Origin of the sequence: Aquipseudomonas guryensis (assembly GCF_014164785.1) — a bacterium.
Taxonomy (GTDB): Bacteria; Pseudomonadota; Gammaproteobacteria; order Pseudomonadales; family Pseudomonadaceae; genus Aquipseudomonas; species Aquipseudomonas guryensis.
In genome coordinates this window covers 156,740-173,399 of record NZ_JACJFN010000001.1, presented here as the reverse complement: position 1 = coordinate 173,399, position 16,660 = coordinate 156,740, and the positions used below count along the sequence as shown (strand labels likewise).

Sequence of the window (16,660 nt, the reverse complement as noted above, 5' to 3'; positions counted from 1 at the left end):
CGCCTGACTTCCTGAGCATCATGGCCCTACTGCAGATCGCCGAACCCGGCCAGAGTCCCCAACCCCACCAGCGTCGCTTGGCCGTGGGTATCGATCTAGGTACTACCAATTCCCTGGTCGCTGCCGTGCGCAGCGGCTTGTCCGCGCCACTGGCGGATGCCGAGGGGCAGGTCATCCTGCCGTCGGCGGTGCGCTATCACGCCGATCGTGTCGAAGTGGGGCAGGCCGCCAAGTTGGCCGCACCGCTCGATCCGCTGAATACCGTGTTGTCGGTCAAGCGCCTGATGGGGCGTGGTCTGGAGGACGTCAAACAGCTCGGTGAGCAGTTACCCTATCGCTTCGTTGTTGGTGAATCGCATATGCCATTCGTCGACACGGTGCAGGGCGCCAAGAGCCCGGTCGAAGTGTCGGCCGAGATTCTCAAGGTACTGCGCCTGCGTGCTGAAGAGGCGCTGGGTGGCGAACTAGTGGGTGCGGTGATCACCGTACCGGCCTACTTTGACGATGCCCAACGCCAGGCGACCAAGGATGCGGCGCGCCTCGCCGGCCTCAATGTGCTGCGTCTGCTCAACGAGCCGACCGCGGCGGCGGTGGCCTATGGCCTCGACCAGCAGGCCGAGGGCGTGGTCGCCATCTATGACCTGGGCGGCGGTACCTTCGATATTTCCATTCTGCGCCTGAGTCGTGGCGTGTTCGAGGTCATGGCTACCGGTGGTGACAGCGCCCTGGGCGGCGATGACTTCGACCATGCCATCGCCGGCTGGATGATGCAGCAGGCTGGCCTGTCCATGGATATCGACCCGGGTACCCAGCGCAGCCTGCTGCAGGCTGCTTGCGCGGCCAAGGAGGCACTGACCACTGCTGATGCGGTCGAGCTGATGCATGGCGACTGGCGCGGCGAGCTGAGTCGTGCGCAGTTCGATGCGTTGATCGAGCCCATGCTGGCGCGCAGCCTCAAGGCCTGTCGCCGCGCGGTGCGCGATGCCGGCATCGAGATCGACGAAGTCGAGGCGGTGGTCATGGTCGGCGGCTCCACCCGTGTGCCGCGTGTGCGTGCCTCGGTCGGCGAGCTGTTCGGTCGTCAACCGTTGACCGATATCGACCCGGATCAGGTGGTGGCCATCGGTGCCGCGATCCAGGCCGATACCCTGGCTGGCAACCAGCGTGGCAACGGCGAAGAGCTGCTGCTGCTCGACGTGATTCCGCTGTCCCTGGGGCTGGAAACCATGGGCGGCTTGATGGAGAAGGTCATTCCGCGCAACACCACGATTCCGGTGGCGCGCGCGCAGGACTTCACCACTTATAAAGATGGTCAGACAGCCATGATGATCCATGTGCTGCAGGGTGAGCGCGAGCTGATCAGCGATTGCCGCTCCCTGGCGCGCTTCGAGCTGCGAGGCATTCCCCCGCTGGTGGCCGGCTCGGCAAAGATTCGCGTGACCTTCCAGGTGGATGCAGACGGCCTGCTCAGCGTCGCGGCCCGCGAGCTGGGTTCTGGTGTCGAAGCGAGTATCCAGGTCAAGCCGTCCTATGGCCTGACCGATGGTGAGATCGCCCGCATGCTGCAGGAGTCCTTCCAGAATGCTGGGGATGACAAGGTTGCCCGGGTGCTGCGCGAGCAGCAGGTCGATGCTCAGCGCCTGATCGAAGCGGTGCGGGCGGCACTGGAGGCCGATGGTGAGCGCTTGCTGGATGCCGAAGAGCGTCTGGTTATCGAGATGCAGGTGCAGGAATTGGCCGAATTGATGACAGGTAGCGACGGTTACGCCATCGAGCAGCAGACCAAGCGCCTGTCGCAGGTGACCGACGCCTTTGCTGCCCGGCGCCTGGACTCGACTGTGAAGGCTGCTCTGGCCGGACGCAATCTGAATGAAATTGAGGATAACTGATGCCGCAGGTCATTTTTCTGCCCCACGAGAAGTTCTGCCCGGACGGCATGGTGGTCGAGGCTGAGCCTGGCACCTCCATTCTCGAGGTGGCCCATGCGCACCACATAGAGATGGAAAGCGCCTGTGGCGGTGTCTGTGCCTGCACGACCTGCCACTGCATCGTGCGCGAGGGCTTCGACTCGCTGGAGGAGGCCGACGAGCTGGAGGAAGACTTCCTTGATCGGGCCTGGGGCCTGGAGCCGCAATCGCGCCTGGCCTGTCAGGCGATCGTCGGGACGGAAGATCTGACAGTGGAAATCCCCAAATACTCGCTCAACCATGCCGCTGAAGCGCCGCACTGATCGAAGGAGCTGTCATGAGTCTGAAATGGGCTGATGTGCTGGATATCGCCATAGAACTGGCTGAAAGCAAGCCGGATGTCGATCCGCGCTACGTCAACTTCGTCGACCTGCACCGCTGGGTGCTGGCTCTGCCGGATTTCAGCGACGATCCGCAGCGCGGCGGCGAGAAGGTGCTGGAAGCGATCCAGGCTGCCTGGATCGAAGAAGCCGAGTAACTGAAATCCAGTAACTGACGGCGCCGCTCGGTGCCGGCCTACGCATTTTTTCCTAACCCGCGTATAATTCGCGGGTTTACTTGTTCGCTTTAATCCTTGTTTCCGGAGTTTCACATGGCTGTTCAACGCACTTTCTCCATCATCAAGCCCGATGCCGTTGCCAAAAACGTAGTGGGCGAGATCACCACCCGTTTCGAAAAAGCCGGCCTGCGCGTCGTTGCTTCGAAAATGGTTCAACTGTCCGAGCGCGAAGCTGCTGGCTTCTACGCCGAGCACAGCGAGCGCGGTTTCTTCAAGGATCTGGTGGCTTTCATGACCTCCGGTCCGGTCATCGTTCAGGTTCTGGAAGGCGAAGACGCTGTCCTGAAAAACCGTGAGCTGATGGGCGCTACCAACCCGAAAGAAGCTGCTGCTGGCACTATCCGTGCTGACTTCGCCGTTTCCATCGACGAAAACGCCGTACACGGTTCCGATTCCGAGGCTTCCGCCGCTCGCGAAATCGCATACTTCTTCGCCGCCACCGAGGTGTGCGCTCGCATTCGCTAAGCGCGAACAGGCGAGGGTGATTCCATGACTGCAACTGCCGGTAAAATCAATCTGCTGGGTCTGACCCAGACTGAAATGGAAAGCTTCTTCGAGTCCATCGGAGACAAGCGCTTCCGTGCCGGCCAGGTGATGAAATGGATTCACCACTTTGGCGTCGATGATTTCGACGCCATGAGCAATCTGGGCAAGGCCTTGCGCGAAAAGCTCAAGGCCTGTGCCGAAATTCGTGGTCCCGAGGTTGTCAGCCAGGACATTTCCAGCGACGGCACCCGTAAGTGGGTGGTGCGCGTGGCGTCCGGCAGCTGCGTCGAGACCGTGTACATCCCGCAAGGCGGCCGTGGCACCCTGTGTGTGTCATCTCAGGCCGGCTGTGCGCTGGATTGCAGCTTCTGTTCCACCGGCAAGCAGGGCTTCAACAGCGACCTGACCGCCGCTGAAATCATCGGCCAGGTATGGATTGCCAATAAATCCTTCGGCACCGTGCCGGCCAAGATCGACCGTGCAGTCACCAACGTGGTGATGATGGGCATGGGCGAGCCCCTGCTGAACTTCGACAATGTCGTTGCCTCCATGCGCATCATGATGGACGACCTTGGCTATGGCATCTCCAAGCGCAAGGTGACCCTGTCCACCTCCGGCGTGGTGCCGATGATCGACAAGCTGGGCGAGGTCATCGACGTGTCGCTGGCTCTGTCGCTGCATGCGCCGAACGACGCGCTGCGTAGCGAACTGGTGCCGATCAACAAGAAATACCCGCTGGATGTGCTGCTGCCTGCCTGCCGTCGTTACATCGAGGGTCTGGGCGAGAAGCGCTTCCTGACCATCGAGTACACCCTGCTCAAGGATGTCAACGACCAGCCTGAGCACGCTGAGCAGATGATCGCACTTCTCAAGGATTTTCCTTGCAAGATCAATCTGATTCCGTTTAATCCATTCCCCTTCTCTGGTTACGAACGGCCGAGCAATAACGCCATTCGTCGCTTCCAGGACCTGTTGTACAAGGCTGGGCACAATGTCACCGTGCGCACCACGCGTGGCGATGACATCGATGCCGCCTGTGGCCAGCTGGTTGGCCAGGTACAGGACCGCACGCGGCGTAGCGAGCGTTATATCGCCGTGCGTCAGCTGGGTAACGAGGCCGAAGAACCTCGCAATAGCGAAAATAGAACCTGAAGGGGATGTTCATGACCTTGCGCGCTGCGCTTTTCCTGTCTCTTGCCGGCCTGTTGGCGGGTTGCATCACTGATGGCGGGACCAAGGACCCGCTGAGTACGGAAGAAGGGCGTGATCAGGCGCGTGATGCCTACATCCAGTTGGGGCTCGGTTATCTGGTCCAGGGCGCTACAGAGAAGGCCAAGGCACCTCTGAAATCGGCTTTGGAACTCGATCCGTCCAGCGCCGAGGCGCATGCCACTCTGGCGGTGGTGTTCCAGCGCGAGATGGAAAACAAGCTGGCCGAACAGCATTACCGCAAGGCGCTGTCCCTGAGCTCCGGCGAAGCCCGCGTCCTCAACAACTATGGCGGCTTCCTCTTCGAGCAGAAGCGCTATCAGGAGGCCTTCGATGTCTATCTCAAAGCCTCCGAAGACACCCTGTATTCCGAGCGCTCACGGGTATTCGAAAACCTAGGCATGACTGCGCTGCAGCTTGGCCGTCGTGATGAGGCGAAGGCCTTTTTCGAGCGCGCCCTGCGCCTCAATAGCCGGCGTACCCTGGCACTGCTGCAGATGGCGCAGCTGTCCCTCGAGGACAAACAGTACGTGCCCGCACGTGGTTTTTATGAACGCTTCAGTCAGCAGTCCGAGCAGACGCCGGCCAGCCTGTTGCTGGGTATCCGCCTGGCCAAGGTGTTCGAGGATCGTGACCAGGTTGCGAGCCTCGGCCTGCAGCTGAAGAGACTTTATCCGGGTACTCCGGAATACCAGCAATACCTGTCGGAGCAGTGATGAAAACGTCGCATCCCGAAGCAGTAGCGGCGAGTCGTGTGAATCCGGGCGAAACCCTGCGCAAGGCTCGCGAGAGCAAGAACTGGGTATTGGCCGACGTGGCTGCGCAACTGCATTTGACCGCTCAAGCCCTGCAGCAGCTGGAGTCTGGCGCATTCGAGAAACTGCCGGGGCACACCTTTGCCCGTGGTTATGTGCGCGCCTATGCCAAGTTGCTGGGCATGGACCAGAATCGCCTGGTCAGTGAGTTCGACCAGTTTACCGGTAGTGACGCCAGCGGTAGCCGCGTGCACAGCCTGGGACGCATCGAAGAGCCTGTGCGGCTTTCGCAAAGCATCCTGAAGATGGTCAGTCTGTGCCTGTTGCTGGCGCTGGGTGCGGGGGCGTTTTTCTGGTGGCAGGCCGGTGCGGGCAATGTACCGACCTTGCCGGCCGATCTCGGACTGGAACATGTCGAGGTCGAAGGTGCGGACGGCACCACGGAGATTCATCCCCTGGACGAGCCGGAAGACCAGGCCGTTGCCGACGCGCAAGGCGCTGTCGAACCCGTGGCGCCGGTGTTGACTGCAGAGCTTGCGGCGCAGCCTGAAGTGCCTGTCGCCAGCGAGGCGGTCACGCCGCCAGCGGTAGCTGCACCGGTTGAGGCTGGTAATCAGGCTCCGCTCGTGCCACAACCAGACGTTCAACCGCCGGTCGTACCTGCCGCTCCTGCCCCTGCTGCTTCGCCCATACAGCCTGCTCCTGTCACCCCGCCGGCTCCTGAGCCTGCTGCGCCGGTGGTCAGCGAACCGGTCGTGGCGCTTGTGCCGGCTGCCGGTGAGTCCAAGGTGCATCTGCAGTTCACGGCGGACTGCTGGACGCAGCTGACCGATGCCACTGGCAAGGTTCTAATCAGCGCTCTGAAGCGTCGTGGTGAAAGTATCGAGCTGGTCGGCAAGGCCCCGCTGGAGCTGCGTCTTGGTTTTGCCCGCGGCGCCCAGGTGCGCCTGGATGGTCAGCCGGTCGACGTTGCCGCTTTCACCCATGGTGAAACCGCCCGTCTCAAGCTGGGGCAATAAGCATGCATTGCGAATCTCCGATCAAGCGTCGCCTGTCCCGTAAAATCTGGGTCGGCTCGGTTCCGGTGGGCGGCGATGCGCCGATTGCCGTGCAGAGCATGACCAACACCGATACCTGCGACGTGGCCGCCACCGTCGGACAGATCCGCCGCCTGGAAGAGGCCGGCGCCGATATCGTGCGGGTGTCCGTGCCGGATATGCAGGCCGCCGAAGCCTTCGGCAAGATCAAGCAGCAGGTCCGTGTACCGCTGGTGGCCGACATCCACTTCGATTACCAGATCGCCCTGCGAGTGGCTGAGCTGGGCGTCGACTGCCTGCGCATCAACCCGGGCAATATCGGTCGCGAAGACCGCGTGCGTGCAGTGGTTGAAGCAGCCCGCGACAAAGGCATCCCGATCCGCATCGGGGTCAATGCCGGTTCACTGGAAAAAGACCTGCAGAAGAAATACGGCGAACCGACCCCGGCCGCGCTGGTCGAGTCGGCGCTGCGTCATGTCGAGCACTTGGATCGCCTGAACTTTCCTGACTTCAAGGTCAGCGTGAAGGCTTCCGACGTATTCATGGCTGTGGAGGCCTATCGCCTGCTGGCCAAGCAGATCGAGCAGCCGCTGCACTTGGGCATCACCGAAGCCGGTGGTCTGCGCTCGGGTACGGTGAAGTCCGCAGTCGGCTTGGGCATGCTGCTGATGGACGGCATCGGCGACACCATTCGCATCTCCCTGGCCGCCGATCCGGTGGAAGAGATCAAGGTCGGCTACGACATCCTCAAGTCCCTGCGCCTGCGCTCGCGTGGCATCAACTTCATCGCCTGCCCGAGCTGCTCGCGGCAGAACTTCGATGTGGTGAAGACCATGAACGAGCTCGAAACCCGCGTCGAAGACCTGCTGGTACCGCTCGATGTGGCGGTGATCGGCTGCGTGGTCAACGGCCCCGGTGAGGCCAAGGAAGCGCATATCGGCCTGACCGGTGGCTCGCCGAACAACCTGATCTATATCGACGGCAAGCCGGCGCACAAACTGACCAATGAAAACCTGGTAGACCAGCTGGAAAAGCTGATCCGCCAGAAAGCGGCTGAGAAGGTCGAAGCCGAAGCGGCCGTTATCGCCCGCGGCTGATCGCACTAAGGAATATTTGTGAGCAAGACCCTACAAGCCATCCGCGGCATGAACGACATCCTGCCGGAGCAGACGCCGACTTGGCGTTATCTGGAGAACACCCTGGCCACCCTGTTGGATGGCTACGGTTACAAGGAAATCCGCCTGCCGGTGCTCGAATTCACCGAGCTGTTCGCCCGCGGCATCGGCGAAGGCACCGATGTGGTCGACAAGGAGATGTACACCTTCCTCGACCGCAACGAAGAGTCTCTGACCCTGCGTCCGGAAGGCACCGCCGGCTGCGTGCGGGCTGTGCTGGAGCATGGTCTGACCGGTGGCGGCCAGGTGCAGAAGCTCTGGTACGCCGGTCCAATGTACCGCTATGAGAAGCCGCAGAAAGGTCGCTACCGCCAGTTTCACCAGGTCGGCGTGGAAGTCTTCAACCTGCCAGGGCCGGATATCGATGCCGAGCTGATCGTGCTCACCGCGCGCCTGTGGCAGAAGCTCGGGCTGGCCGACTCGGTGACTCTGCAGCTCAACAGCCTGGGTTCGAGCGAAGCTCGTGCGGTCTATCGCGATGCCCTGGTGGCCTACCTGCAGGAGCGCTTCGAGCAGCTCGACGAAGATAGCCAGCGTCGTCTGACCACCAACCCGTTGCGCATTCTCGACAGCAAGAATGCCCAGACCCAGGCCTTGCTGGTTGGCGCGCCGACCCTGCACGACTACCTCGACGAGGAATCGCGCGTGCACTTCGAGGGGCTCAAGGCCCGTTTGGATGCGGTCGGTATTGGCTACGAAATCAATCCGAAGCTGGTGCGTGGCCTGGATTACTACGGGCGTACCGTGTTCGAGTGGGTTACCGACAAGCTCGGCTCGCAAGGCACAGTGTGTGCCGGCGGCCGTTACGACGGGCTGATTAGCCAGTTCGGCGGCAAGCCGACACCGGGCGTCGGCTTTGCCATGGGCGTCGAGCGCCTGGTGCTGCTGTTGGAAACCCTGGAGTTGGTGCCCGCAGAACTGCACAGCCCGGCCGACCTTTACCTGTGCGCGTTTGGCGAGCCGGCCGAGTTGGCTGCCCTGACCTTGGCCGAGCGTCTGCGTGATGCTATGCCGGGCTTGCGCCTGGTGGTCAACGCCGGTGCCGGCAGTTTCAAGAGCCAGTTCAAGAAGGCCGACAAGAGCGGCGCACGCTTTGCCCTGATTCTGGGTGAGGACGAACTGGCCACCCGCGTGGTAGGTTGCAAACCTTTGCGCGACGACAGCGAACAACAAACCATTGCCTGGGATGCGCTTGCGCAGCACCTTGCCACCTGCCTGGCGCAGGCTTGAAGCACATCGAGAATTAAGGAGTTACCGGGGTGAGCATGACCGAAGACGAACAGATTGCGCAGATCAAGGACTGGTGGCAGCGCAATGGCAAACCCCTGCTGACGGGTGGCGTACTGGCGCTGGCCTTGGTATTCGGCTGGAAAGGTTGGCAGGAATACCAGAGCACCCAGGCGCAAACGGCTTCGCTGATCTATCAGCAACTGCTGGAAACCAGCCTGACTGCCGAGGGCAAGCCGGATGTCGCCAAGGTTGCCGAACTGGCGGGCAAGCTGAAGAGCGAGCATGCCGGTAGCCACTATGCCCAGTACGCGGCTCTGTTTGTGGCCAAGGTGGCGGTGGAAAATGGCAAGCTGGACGATGCAGCGGCAGAACTGAAGGCGCTGACCGAAAAGCCGGTCGACGCGACCGTGGCCGAGCTGGCTCGCCAGCGCCTGGCACGCGTGCTGGCCGCCCAGGGCAAGGTCGAAGATGGCCTCAAGCTGCTGGATGGCGAAGCGGACAAAGCTTGGCTGGCCAGCCGTGAAGAACTCAAGGGCGATCTGCTGGTGCAGCTCGGCCGTACCGACGATGCCCATGCGGCCTATCAGAAAGCCAAGCAAGCACTGGCCGACGATGCTGCCGTAGGTGGCCTGCAAATGAAGCTCGACGACCTGGCAAAAGGGGATGCGTGACGTGATGCGCTGGAAGAATGCCGCCGTGCTGGCCCTGGCCGTTCTGGCCGTGGGTTGCAGCAGCAACAGCAAGAAGGAACTGCCGCCTGCCGAACTCCCTGAGTTCCAGGAAGAAGTCGAGCTGCAGAGCCAGTGGAGCCGCTCCATCGGTGACGGTCAGGGCGAGCTGTATAACCTGCTGACCCCAGCCGTGGACGGCGAGCGCCTGTTCGCCGCCGATGCCGAAGGCGTGGTGATGGCGCTCGATCGCCTGAGTGGCGACGTGTTCTGGAAAGTCGACCTGGAACTGCCGGTATCCGGTGGCGTGGGCGTCGGCTATGGCCTGGTGCTGGTCGGCACCCTCAAGGGTGAAGTCGTCGCCCTCGACTCCAGCTCCGGTGAAGAGCGCTGGCGCGCCCGCGTGACCAGCGAAGTGCTGTCCGCTCCGGCCACCAACGGTGACGTAGTGGTGGTGCAGACCCAGGACGATCGCCTGATCGGTCTGGATGCGAGCACCGGCGAGCAACGCTGGATCTTCGAGAACAGCCCGGCCGTACTGACCCTGCGCGGTACCAGCAGTCCGGTAGTGACCAACCGTCTGGCCATCGCCGGCCTGTCCACCGGCAAGGTGATTGCCCTGGATATCCAGCGTGGCATCCCGGTGTGGGAACAGCGCGTGGCCGTGCCGCAAGGCCGTTCCGAGCTGGAGCGGGTAGTCGACATCGACGGCAGCCTGCTGCTGTCCGGTGGCACCCTGTACGTGGTGACCTACCAGGGCAAAGTGGCTGCCATCGACATCGACAGTGGCCGCCAGCTGTGGCAGCGCGAAGCCTCTAGCTACGTGGGCCTGGCCCAGGGCTTCGGCAACGTTTACGTCAGCCAGGCCGGTGGCAGTGTCGAGAGCATCGACGAGCGCTCCACTTCGGCGCTGTGGAGCAACGATGCCCTGGCCCGTCGCCAGCTGTCGGCTCCCGAAGTGTTTTCCAGCTACGTCGCAGTCGGCGACCTGGAAGGCTACCTGCACCTGCTGAGTCAGGTGGATGGCCACTTCGTCGGTCGCAAGAAGATCGACGGCGACGGCCTGCGTGCCCGTCCGCTGGTGGTGGGTGACTGGATTTACGCCTACGGCAACAGCGGAAAACTGGTCGCGCTGACCATCCGCTAAGCTGTTTTGCAATGTCCGGCCGCTGCCGTTCTACGGCAGCGGCCTTTGTGTTTTCTGGATTTAGTTGTGGAGGAGCCCAATGGTTCCGGTAATCGCCCTGGTGGGCCGTCCCAATGTGGGCAAGTCGACCCTGTTCAACCGCCTGACCCGCAGCCGCGATGCCATCGTCGGTGACCTGTCGGGGCTGACCCGTGATCGCCAGTACGGCGAGGCCAAGTGGGAAGGTCGTAGCTACATCCTGGTCGACACCGGCGGCATTTCCGGCGACGAAGAGGGCATCGACGAGAAGATGGCCGAGCAGTCGCTGCTGGCCATCGAGGAAGCCGATGTCGTGCTGTTCCTGGTCGACGCCCGTGCCGGCATGACCGCTGGCGACCAGATGATTGGCGAGCACCTGCGCAAGCGCAACAAGCGTAGCTACCTGGTGGTGAACAAGATCGACAACATCGATCCGGACATCGCCCGTGCCGAATTCAGCCCGATGGGCCTGGGCGAAGCCCTGCCGATTGCTGGCGCCCATGGCCGTGGCATCACCCAGATGCTCGAAGCAGCACTCGGTGAGTTCCCGCAAGACGCGGAAGAGGACGCCATCGACGAAGAGGTCGCCGAAGGCGAGGAAGCCAAGCGCATCCCCGGTCCGAGCGAGAAGGATGGCATCAAGATCGCCATCATCGGCCGACCCAACGTCGGCAAGTCGACCCTGGTCAACCGCATGCTCGGTGAGGAGCGCGTGGTGGTCTATGACCAGCCGGGCACCACCCGCGACAGCATCTACATCCCGTTCGAGCGCAATGACGAGAAGTACACGCTGATCGACACCGCCGGCGTACGCAAGCGCGGCAAGATCCACGAGGAAGTGGAAAAGTTCTCGGTGGTGAAGACCCTGCAGGCGATCAAGGACGCCAACGTCGTGATCTTCGTCATGGATGCCCGTGAAGGCGTGGTCGACCATGACCTCAATCTGCTCGGCTTCGCCATCGAATCCGGCCGCGCGCTGGTCATCGCGCTGAACAAGTGGGACGGCATGGAGCCTGGCGAGCGCGACTACGTGAAGACCGAGCTGGAGCGCCGGCTGTTCTTCGTCGACTATGCCGACATCCACTTCATCTCCGCCCTGCACGGCACGGGCGTGGGCAACCTGTACAAGTCGGTGCAGGCCTCGTTCAAGTCGGCGATCACCCGCTGGCCGACCAACCGCCTGACCCAGATCCTCGAGGACGCGGTGCGCGAGCACCAGCCGCCGATGGTCAGTGGCCGTCGCATCAAGCTGCGCTATGCCCACCTCGGTGGCGCCAACCCGCCACTGATCGTGATCCACGGCAACCAGGTCGATGCGGTGCCGAAGTCCTACTCGCGCTACCTGGAGAATACCTTCCGCCGCGTGCTCAAGCTGGTCGGTACGCCGATTCGCATCGAATACAAGGGCGGCGAGAACCCCTACGAGGGCAAGAAGAACACCCTCACCGACCGTCAGGTGAACAAGAAGCGTCGTCTGATGAGCCACCATAAGAAGGCTGAGAAAAAACGTCGCGACAAGAAGTAAGCGTCGCGTCAGCCGGTTGGCTAGCGTGGTTTGAAAGGGCGCAGAAGCATAAGCTTCTGCGCCCTTTTCATGTCCGTGACTGCTGCATCCGCCAGCGCCCATCGGCTATCCTCGCGGCTTGCGCCCGTCTGCAGGAATAGGCCTGATGCTCACCAGCAAGTTGCCGCATGTCGGCACCACCATCTTCACCCGCATGTCCCAGCTCGCCGCGGAAACCGGCGCGCTCAACCTGTCCCAGGGCTTCCCCGACTTCGACGGGCCGCAGGCCCTGCGTGATGCCGTCGGCCGGCATATCGCCGCCGGCCACAACCAATACGCGGCGATGACCGGCCTGCCGGCCTTGCGCGAGCAGGTGGCGGCGAAGATTGCCCGCTGCTACGGACGTAGCGTCAGTGCCGATGCGGAGTTGACCATCACCCCGGGCGCCACCCAGGCGATCTTCTGTGCGATCCAGGCGCTGATCCATCCCGGTGACGAGGTGATCGTCTTTGATCCCAGTTACGACAGCTATGAGCCCTCGGTGGAGCTGGCCGGTGGGCGCTGCGTGCATGTGCCGCTGGCTCTTGCGGACTTCGCCATCGACTGGCAGCGTCTGCAGGATGCACTGAGTCCGCGCACGCGGCTGATCATCCTCAACAGCCCGCACAACCCCAGCGGCGCGCTGATTTCCGGCGCCGAGCTGGATCGCCTGGCGGCGCTGATCCGCGAGCGCGATATCTACCTGATCAGCGACGAGGTCTACGAGCACCTGGTATTCGACGGCGTGGCGCACGCCAGCGTGCTGGCCCACGAGGAGCTGTACCGGCGTGCTTTCGTGGTCAGTTCGTTCGGCAAGACCTATCACGTCACCGGCTGGAAGACCGGCTACGTGGTGGCGCCGCCGGCGCTGACCGCGGAGCTGCGCAAGGTGCACCAGTACGTCAGTTTCTGTGGAGTAACTCCACTGCAGTGGGCGCTGGCCGACTTCATGAGCGAGTATCCCGAGCATGTCGAGGAGCTGCCAGCGTTCTACCAGAGCAAGCGTGACCTGTTCTGCGATCTGCTGGCTAACTCGCGTTTCCGCTTCCGTCGCACTACCGGCACCTATTTTCAGCTGGTCGACTATTCGGCGATCCGCCCCGACCTGGATGACGTGGCCATGGCCGAATGGCTGACCCGCGAGCACGGGGTGGCGGCCATTCCGGTGTCGGTGTTCTACCAGCAACCGCCGGCCGAGCTGCGCCTGGTGCGCTTCTGCTTCGCCAAGCGCGAAGACACCCTGCGTCAGGCCGCCGAGAAGCTCTGTGCGGTTTAACCGGTAGGAGCCAGCTTGCTGGCGATGCTTTTGATCTGTGGGGATCGCCAGCGAGCTGGCTCCTACAAAAAATCACTTTGAGGCGTTGCGATGAGCCATAAACCCGATCTCGAACTGGCGCTGATCCAGACCGAGCTGACCTGGCAGGACCCGGCAGCCAACCGCGCGCACTTTGCCGAGCTGCTGGCCGAGGCGCGTGCTGCCGATCTGGTGATCCTGCCGGAAATGTTCAGCACCGGTTTCTCCATGCATTCCTCGGCCCTGGCCGAGCCGGAGGACGGGCCGACTACCGCCTGGCTGCTGGAGCAGGCCGAACGCATCGGCTCGGTGATCTGCGGCAGCCTGATCATCCAGGCCGCCGATGGCAGCTACCGCAATCGCCTGCTGTGGGCGCGCCCGGACGGCACGCTGGCGCATTACGACAAGCGTCACCTGTTCCGTATGGCTGGCGAGCACAAGCACTACGCCGCCGGCGAACAGCAGGTGCTGCTGGAACTGAATGGCTGGCGGGTGCGTCCGCTGATCTGCTACGACCTGCGCTTCCCGGTGTGGAGCCGCGATGCTGGCGGCACCGACCTGCTGCTGTACACCGCCAACTGGCCGGCGATGCGGCGCCAGCACTGGAACCGCCTGCTACCGGCGCGAGCGATCGAGAACCTGTGCTACGTGGCGGCGGTCAACCGCATCGGCAGCGATGGCAATGGCCACCCGTACAGCGGCGACAGCCAGGTGCTGGACTTCCAGGGCGAGGCGCTGCTGGCGCCGGGCGAGGTGGGTGGAGTGTTCCGTGTGCGCCTCAGTGCCGCAAACCTGTCGACCTATCGCGAACGTTTTCCCGCGCATCTGGATGCCGATGCTTTCAGCCTGGGCGAATCCTGACAGGTTCTCGGAACCTGCATGCGATCTTCTCCAGCCGCGACCAATGAGGGGTGCACAGGATGGGACATAGCGCCCCTTCTGCAGGGGCGTCGTGCGCAGCGAAATGCCCTATGTGGCCTTGGGGATGTATGGCGCACACTACGGGAGATTGTGAGCGGAACCGTGGGCATTATTGCTGCAGGTAGTGATCGTAGATTTCCTGGTAGCGCCCCGTGGCCTTGAGGTGTTCCAGGCCGGCATTGAAGTCGTCGCGGATCTGCGGGTCGCGGAATACCGGGCGGTAGTCGTCGGGCTCGACTTCGGTGAACTCGTGCATCTGCACCGACTTGGCCTTGAACAGGGTGGTGCGCTCCAGCAGCAGCTCGAAGTAGCGGAAGATGCTGCGATCACTTAGCACCACGTCGTAGCGCGCCTTGTTCAGGCCAAGCACCTGCAACTCCTGATTATTCTGTTCGAAGTACAGGCCGGCCTGCTCGCTGGCGGCCAGCCACTCCGGGTAGCGCTTGGCCGCACCCGGAAAGGCCACCACGCTCAGCCCCTTTAGGTCTTCCGGTCTCTTGATGCTGAGCTTGCGGCCTTTGAGGGTGACCAATACGTTCTGGTAGATGACCGCCGGATTGCCGTAGTGGGCGCCGATTTCACTGAGATCCTGGCCCAAGTCGGTCATCGCCGCATCCACTTCCCCCTGGCGAAAGGTCAGCGGCACACGGGCCAGCGGGTAGTAGCGCGGTTTGAGCTGATGGCCCTTGAAGGCCAGGGCTTCACCGATGATTTCCAGCTCGATGCCGCTGTCGCTTTCGGGGAAGCAGAAGGGCGGAATCTTCTCGCCGAAGGCCATTACTACGTCGGCGGCATTGCTCAGGCTGGTGCCGGCCAGCAGCAGGCCGAGCAGCAGGCAGCGGGGTAGCAATCCAGATTTGCGCATCAGCGGTCTCCACCAGCAGACAACAATCTGCAGTCTAGTTAGAACGGTAGACGCGCACAGAAAAAAGGAGAGCCTGAGCTCTCCTTTAACTAACACCTTTATGACTCAGGCAGCTTGCACTTCGGCCTGGCTCATGGCGCGGTTGAGCGCGCTGAACAGGGCGCGGAAGGTCGCCGTGGTCAGGTTCTCGTCGATGCCGATGCCGTGCAGCGGACGTCCGCCGTTGACCCGCACCTCGATATACGCCGCGGCCTGGGCATTGGTGCCTGAGCTGATGGCATGCTCGTGGTAATCCATGATCTCCACATTGAGCGGCAGGGCGGCGACCAGCGCCTCCAGCGGGCCCTTGCCGGTGCCGTGCTTGCGGCGCAGCTCGCCGCCTACGGTCACGTCGATGTCGACGTTGCAGATGCCGTTCTCTTCCTGCAGGCGATGGCTCTTCAGCATATAGGGGCTGTTGGCCTTGAGGTACTCGGCTTCGAGCAGGCCGTAGATCTGCGCGGCGGTCATTTCCAGGCCGAGGCGATCGGTTTCCTTCTGCACCACCTGGCTGAACTCGATCTGCATGCGCCGCGGCAGGCTGATGCCGTATTCCTGCTCGAGGAGGAAGGTGATACCACCCTTGCCGGACTGGCTGTTGACGCGAATCACCGCCTCGTAATCGCGGCCGATGTCGGCCGGGTCGATCGGCAGGTACGGGACTTCCCAGATACCTTCCGGGTCCTGCTGGGCGAAGCCCTTGCGGATCGCATCCTGGTGCGAGCCGGAAAACGCGGTGTGCACCAGATCGCCGACGTAGGGGTGACGCGGGTGCACCGGCAATTGGTTGCACTCCTCGACCACCTTGCGCACGGCGTCGATGTCGGAGAAGTCCAGTTGCGGGTCGACGCCCTGGGTGTAGAGGTTGAGCGCCACGGTGACCAGGCAGACGTTGCCGGTACGCTCGCCATTGCCGAACAGGCAGCCTTCCACGCGGTCGGCGCCGGCCATCAGGCCCAGCTCGGTGGCGGCCACGCCGGTGCCGCGGTCGTTGTGGGTGTGCAGGCTGAGCAGCACGCTATCGCGACGATCAACATGGCGGCCGAACCACTCGATCTGGTCGGCGTAGTTGTTCGGCGTGGCGCCTTCGATGGTGGCCGGCAGGTTGAGGATCAGCTTGTTCGCCGGGGTCGGCTGGAACACGCCGATCACCGCGTTGCACACCTCGACGGCGAAATCGATCTCGGTGGAGCTGAACACTTCCGGCGAGTACTCGAAGCCCCACTGGGTTTCCGGTTGGGCGGCGGCCAGGCGCTTGACGATCTTCGCCGCTTCCACGGCGATCTCGACCACGCCAGCCTTGTCCTGGTTGAAGACGATGCGGCGGAAGCTCGGCGCGGTGGCGTTGTAGTAGTGGACGATGGCCTTCTTCGCGCCCTTGAGCGACTCGAAGGTGCGGGTGATCAGGTCTTCACGGGCCTGGGTCAGCACCTGGATGGTCACGTCGTCGGGAATGTGGCCGCCTTCGATCAGCTCGCGTACGAAGTCGAAGTCGGTCTGCGAGGCGGACGGGAAGCCCACTTCGATTTCCTTGATGCCGACCTTCAGCAGGGTCTTGAAGAAGCGCATCTTCTTCTCTGCATCCATCGGCTCGATCAGCGACTGGTTGCCGTCGCGCAGATCGGTGGACAGCCAGATCGGCGCCTTATCGATGATCTGATCCGGCCAGGTGCGGTCCGGAATATTGATCGGGGTGAAGGGGCGATACTTCTTCGACGGGTCTTTGAGCATGGTCATGGGGCTAATC

16 protein-coding genes are annotated in these 16,660 nt (G+C 62.7%); 14 read left to right on the top strand and 2 right to left on the bottom strand.

All coding sequences use genetic code 11. The features are described 5' to 3' along the window. The first annotated feature begins 20 nt into the window (after positions 1-20). The 14 genes from hscA (at position 21) to H3H45_RS00730 (ending at position 13,949) form a co-directional block, all read left to right on the top strand. Complete coding sequence (hscA, locus tag H3H45_RS00795; RefSeq protein ID WP_182831882.1) at positions 21-1,889, top strand: Fe-S protein assembly chaperone HscA; 1,869 nt, start codon at positions 21-23, stop codon at positions 1,887-1,889. Then, the gene (gene fdx / locus H3H45_RS00790; RefSeq protein WP_182831881.1) at positions 1,889-2,230 is read left to right on the top strand and encodes an ISC system 2Fe-2S type ferredoxin; all 342 of its coding nucleotides are present in this window, start codon (positions 1,889-1,891) and stop codon (positions 2,228-2,230) included. The genes hscA and fdx overlap by 1 nt, the downstream gene beginning before the upstream one ends. Positions 2,231-2,244: 14 nt before the next feature. Next, complete coding sequence (gene iscX / locus H3H45_RS00785) at positions 2,245-2,445, top strand: Fe-S cluster assembly protein IscX (RefSeq protein ID WP_173209172.1); 201 nt, start codon at positions 2,245-2,247, stop codon at positions 2,443-2,445. 114 nt (positions 2,446-2,559) lie between these two features. Further along, the gene (gene ndk, locus H3H45_RS00780; RefSeq protein ID WP_182831880.1) at positions 2,560-2,991 is read left to right on the top strand and encodes a nucleoside-diphosphate kinase; all 432 of its coding nucleotides are present in this window, start codon (positions 2,560-2,562) and stop codon (positions 2,989-2,991) included. Positions 2,992-3,015: 24 nt separating this feature from the next. After that, positions 3,016-4,164 (top strand): 23S rRNA (adenine(2503)-C(2))-methyltransferase RlmN, encoded by a 1,149-nt coding sequence (rlmN, locus tag H3H45_RS00775; RefSeq protein WP_182831879.1) that lies wholly within the window; start codon positions 3,016-3,018, stop codon positions 4,162-4,164. A gap of 11 nt (positions 4,165-4,175) precedes the next feature. Further along, a complete protein-coding gene (pilW, locus tag H3H45_RS00770) occupies positions 4,176-4,937 on the top strand; it encodes a type IV pilus biogenesis/stability protein PilW (RefSeq protein ID WP_182831878.1) in 762 nt (253 codons plus the stop codon). Continuing rightward, on the top strand, positions 4,937-5,995 hold the full coding sequence (locus H3H45_RS00765; RefSeq protein ID WP_182831877.1) for a helix-turn-helix domain-containing protein: 1,059 nt from the start codon (positions 4,937-4,939) through the stop codon (positions 5,993-5,995). Before pilW ends, H3H45_RS00765 begins: the two co-directional genes overlap by 1 nt. Positions 5,996-5,997: 2 nt before the next feature. Continuing rightward, positions 5,998-7,110, top strand: a complete 1,113-nt coding sequence (gene ispG, locus H3H45_RS00760) for a flavodoxin-dependent (E)-4-hydroxy-3-methylbut-2-enyl-diphosphate synthase (protein WP_182831876.1) — start codon at positions 5,998-6,000, stop codon at positions 7,108-7,110. Positions 7,111-7,128: 18 nt separating this feature from the next. After that, positions 7,129-8,418, top strand: a complete 1,290-nt coding sequence (gene hisS, locus H3H45_RS00755; RefSeq protein ID WP_182831875.1) for a histidine--tRNA ligase — start codon at positions 7,129-7,131, stop codon at positions 8,416-8,418. A gap of 29 nt (positions 8,419-8,447) precedes the next feature. Further along, the gene (locus tag H3H45_RS00750) at positions 8,448-9,089 is read left to right on the top strand and encodes a tetratricopeptide repeat protein (RefSeq protein ID WP_328822209.1); all 642 of its coding nucleotides are present in this window, start codon (positions 8,448-8,450) and stop codon (positions 9,087-9,089) included. Next, complete coding sequence (bamB, locus tag H3H45_RS00745) at positions 9,082-10,233, top strand: outer membrane protein assembly factor BamB (RefSeq protein ID WP_182831873.1); 1,152 nt, start codon at positions 9,082-9,084, stop codon at positions 10,231-10,233. The genes H3H45_RS00750 and bamB overlap by 8 nt, the downstream gene beginning before the upstream one ends. Before the next feature lie 79 nt (positions 10,234-10,312). Then, complete coding sequence (gene der, locus H3H45_RS00740; protein WP_182831872.1) at positions 10,313-11,776, top strand: ribosome biogenesis GTPase Der; 1,464 nt, start codon at positions 10,313-10,315, stop codon at positions 11,774-11,776. A gap of 145 nt (positions 11,777-11,921) precedes the next feature. Continuing rightward, positions 11,922-13,070, top strand: coding sequence for a pyridoxal phosphate-dependent aminotransferase (locus H3H45_RS00735; protein WP_182831871.1), 1,149 nt, complete (start codon positions 11,922-11,924; stop codon positions 13,068-13,070). Between the two features lie 90 nt (positions 13,071-13,160). Then, positions 13,161-13,949, top strand: coding sequence for an amidohydrolase (locus H3H45_RS00730; protein ID WP_182831870.1), 789 nt, complete (start codon positions 13,161-13,163; stop codon positions 13,947-13,949). A 169-nt stretch (positions 13,950-14,118) separates the two neighbouring features. Here the strand turns inward: H3H45_RS00730 and H3H45_RS00725 are convergent, their stop codons facing one another. Beyond that, positions 14,119-14,874, bottom strand: coding sequence for a substrate-binding periplasmic protein (locus H3H45_RS00725; RefSeq protein ID WP_220494104.1), 756 nt, complete (start codon positions 14,872-14,874; stop codon positions 14,119-14,121). A gap of 105 nt (positions 14,875-14,979) precedes the next feature. Further along, positions 14,980-16,650 carry a 2-isopropylmalate synthase gene (leuA, locus tag H3H45_RS00720; RefSeq protein WP_182831869.1) on the bottom strand — a complete coding sequence of 557 codons (1,671 nt, stop codon included), beginning with the start codon at positions 16,648-16,650 and terminating at the stop codon, positions 14,980-14,982. Between the last annotated feature and the right edge of the window lie 10 nt (positions 16,651-16,660).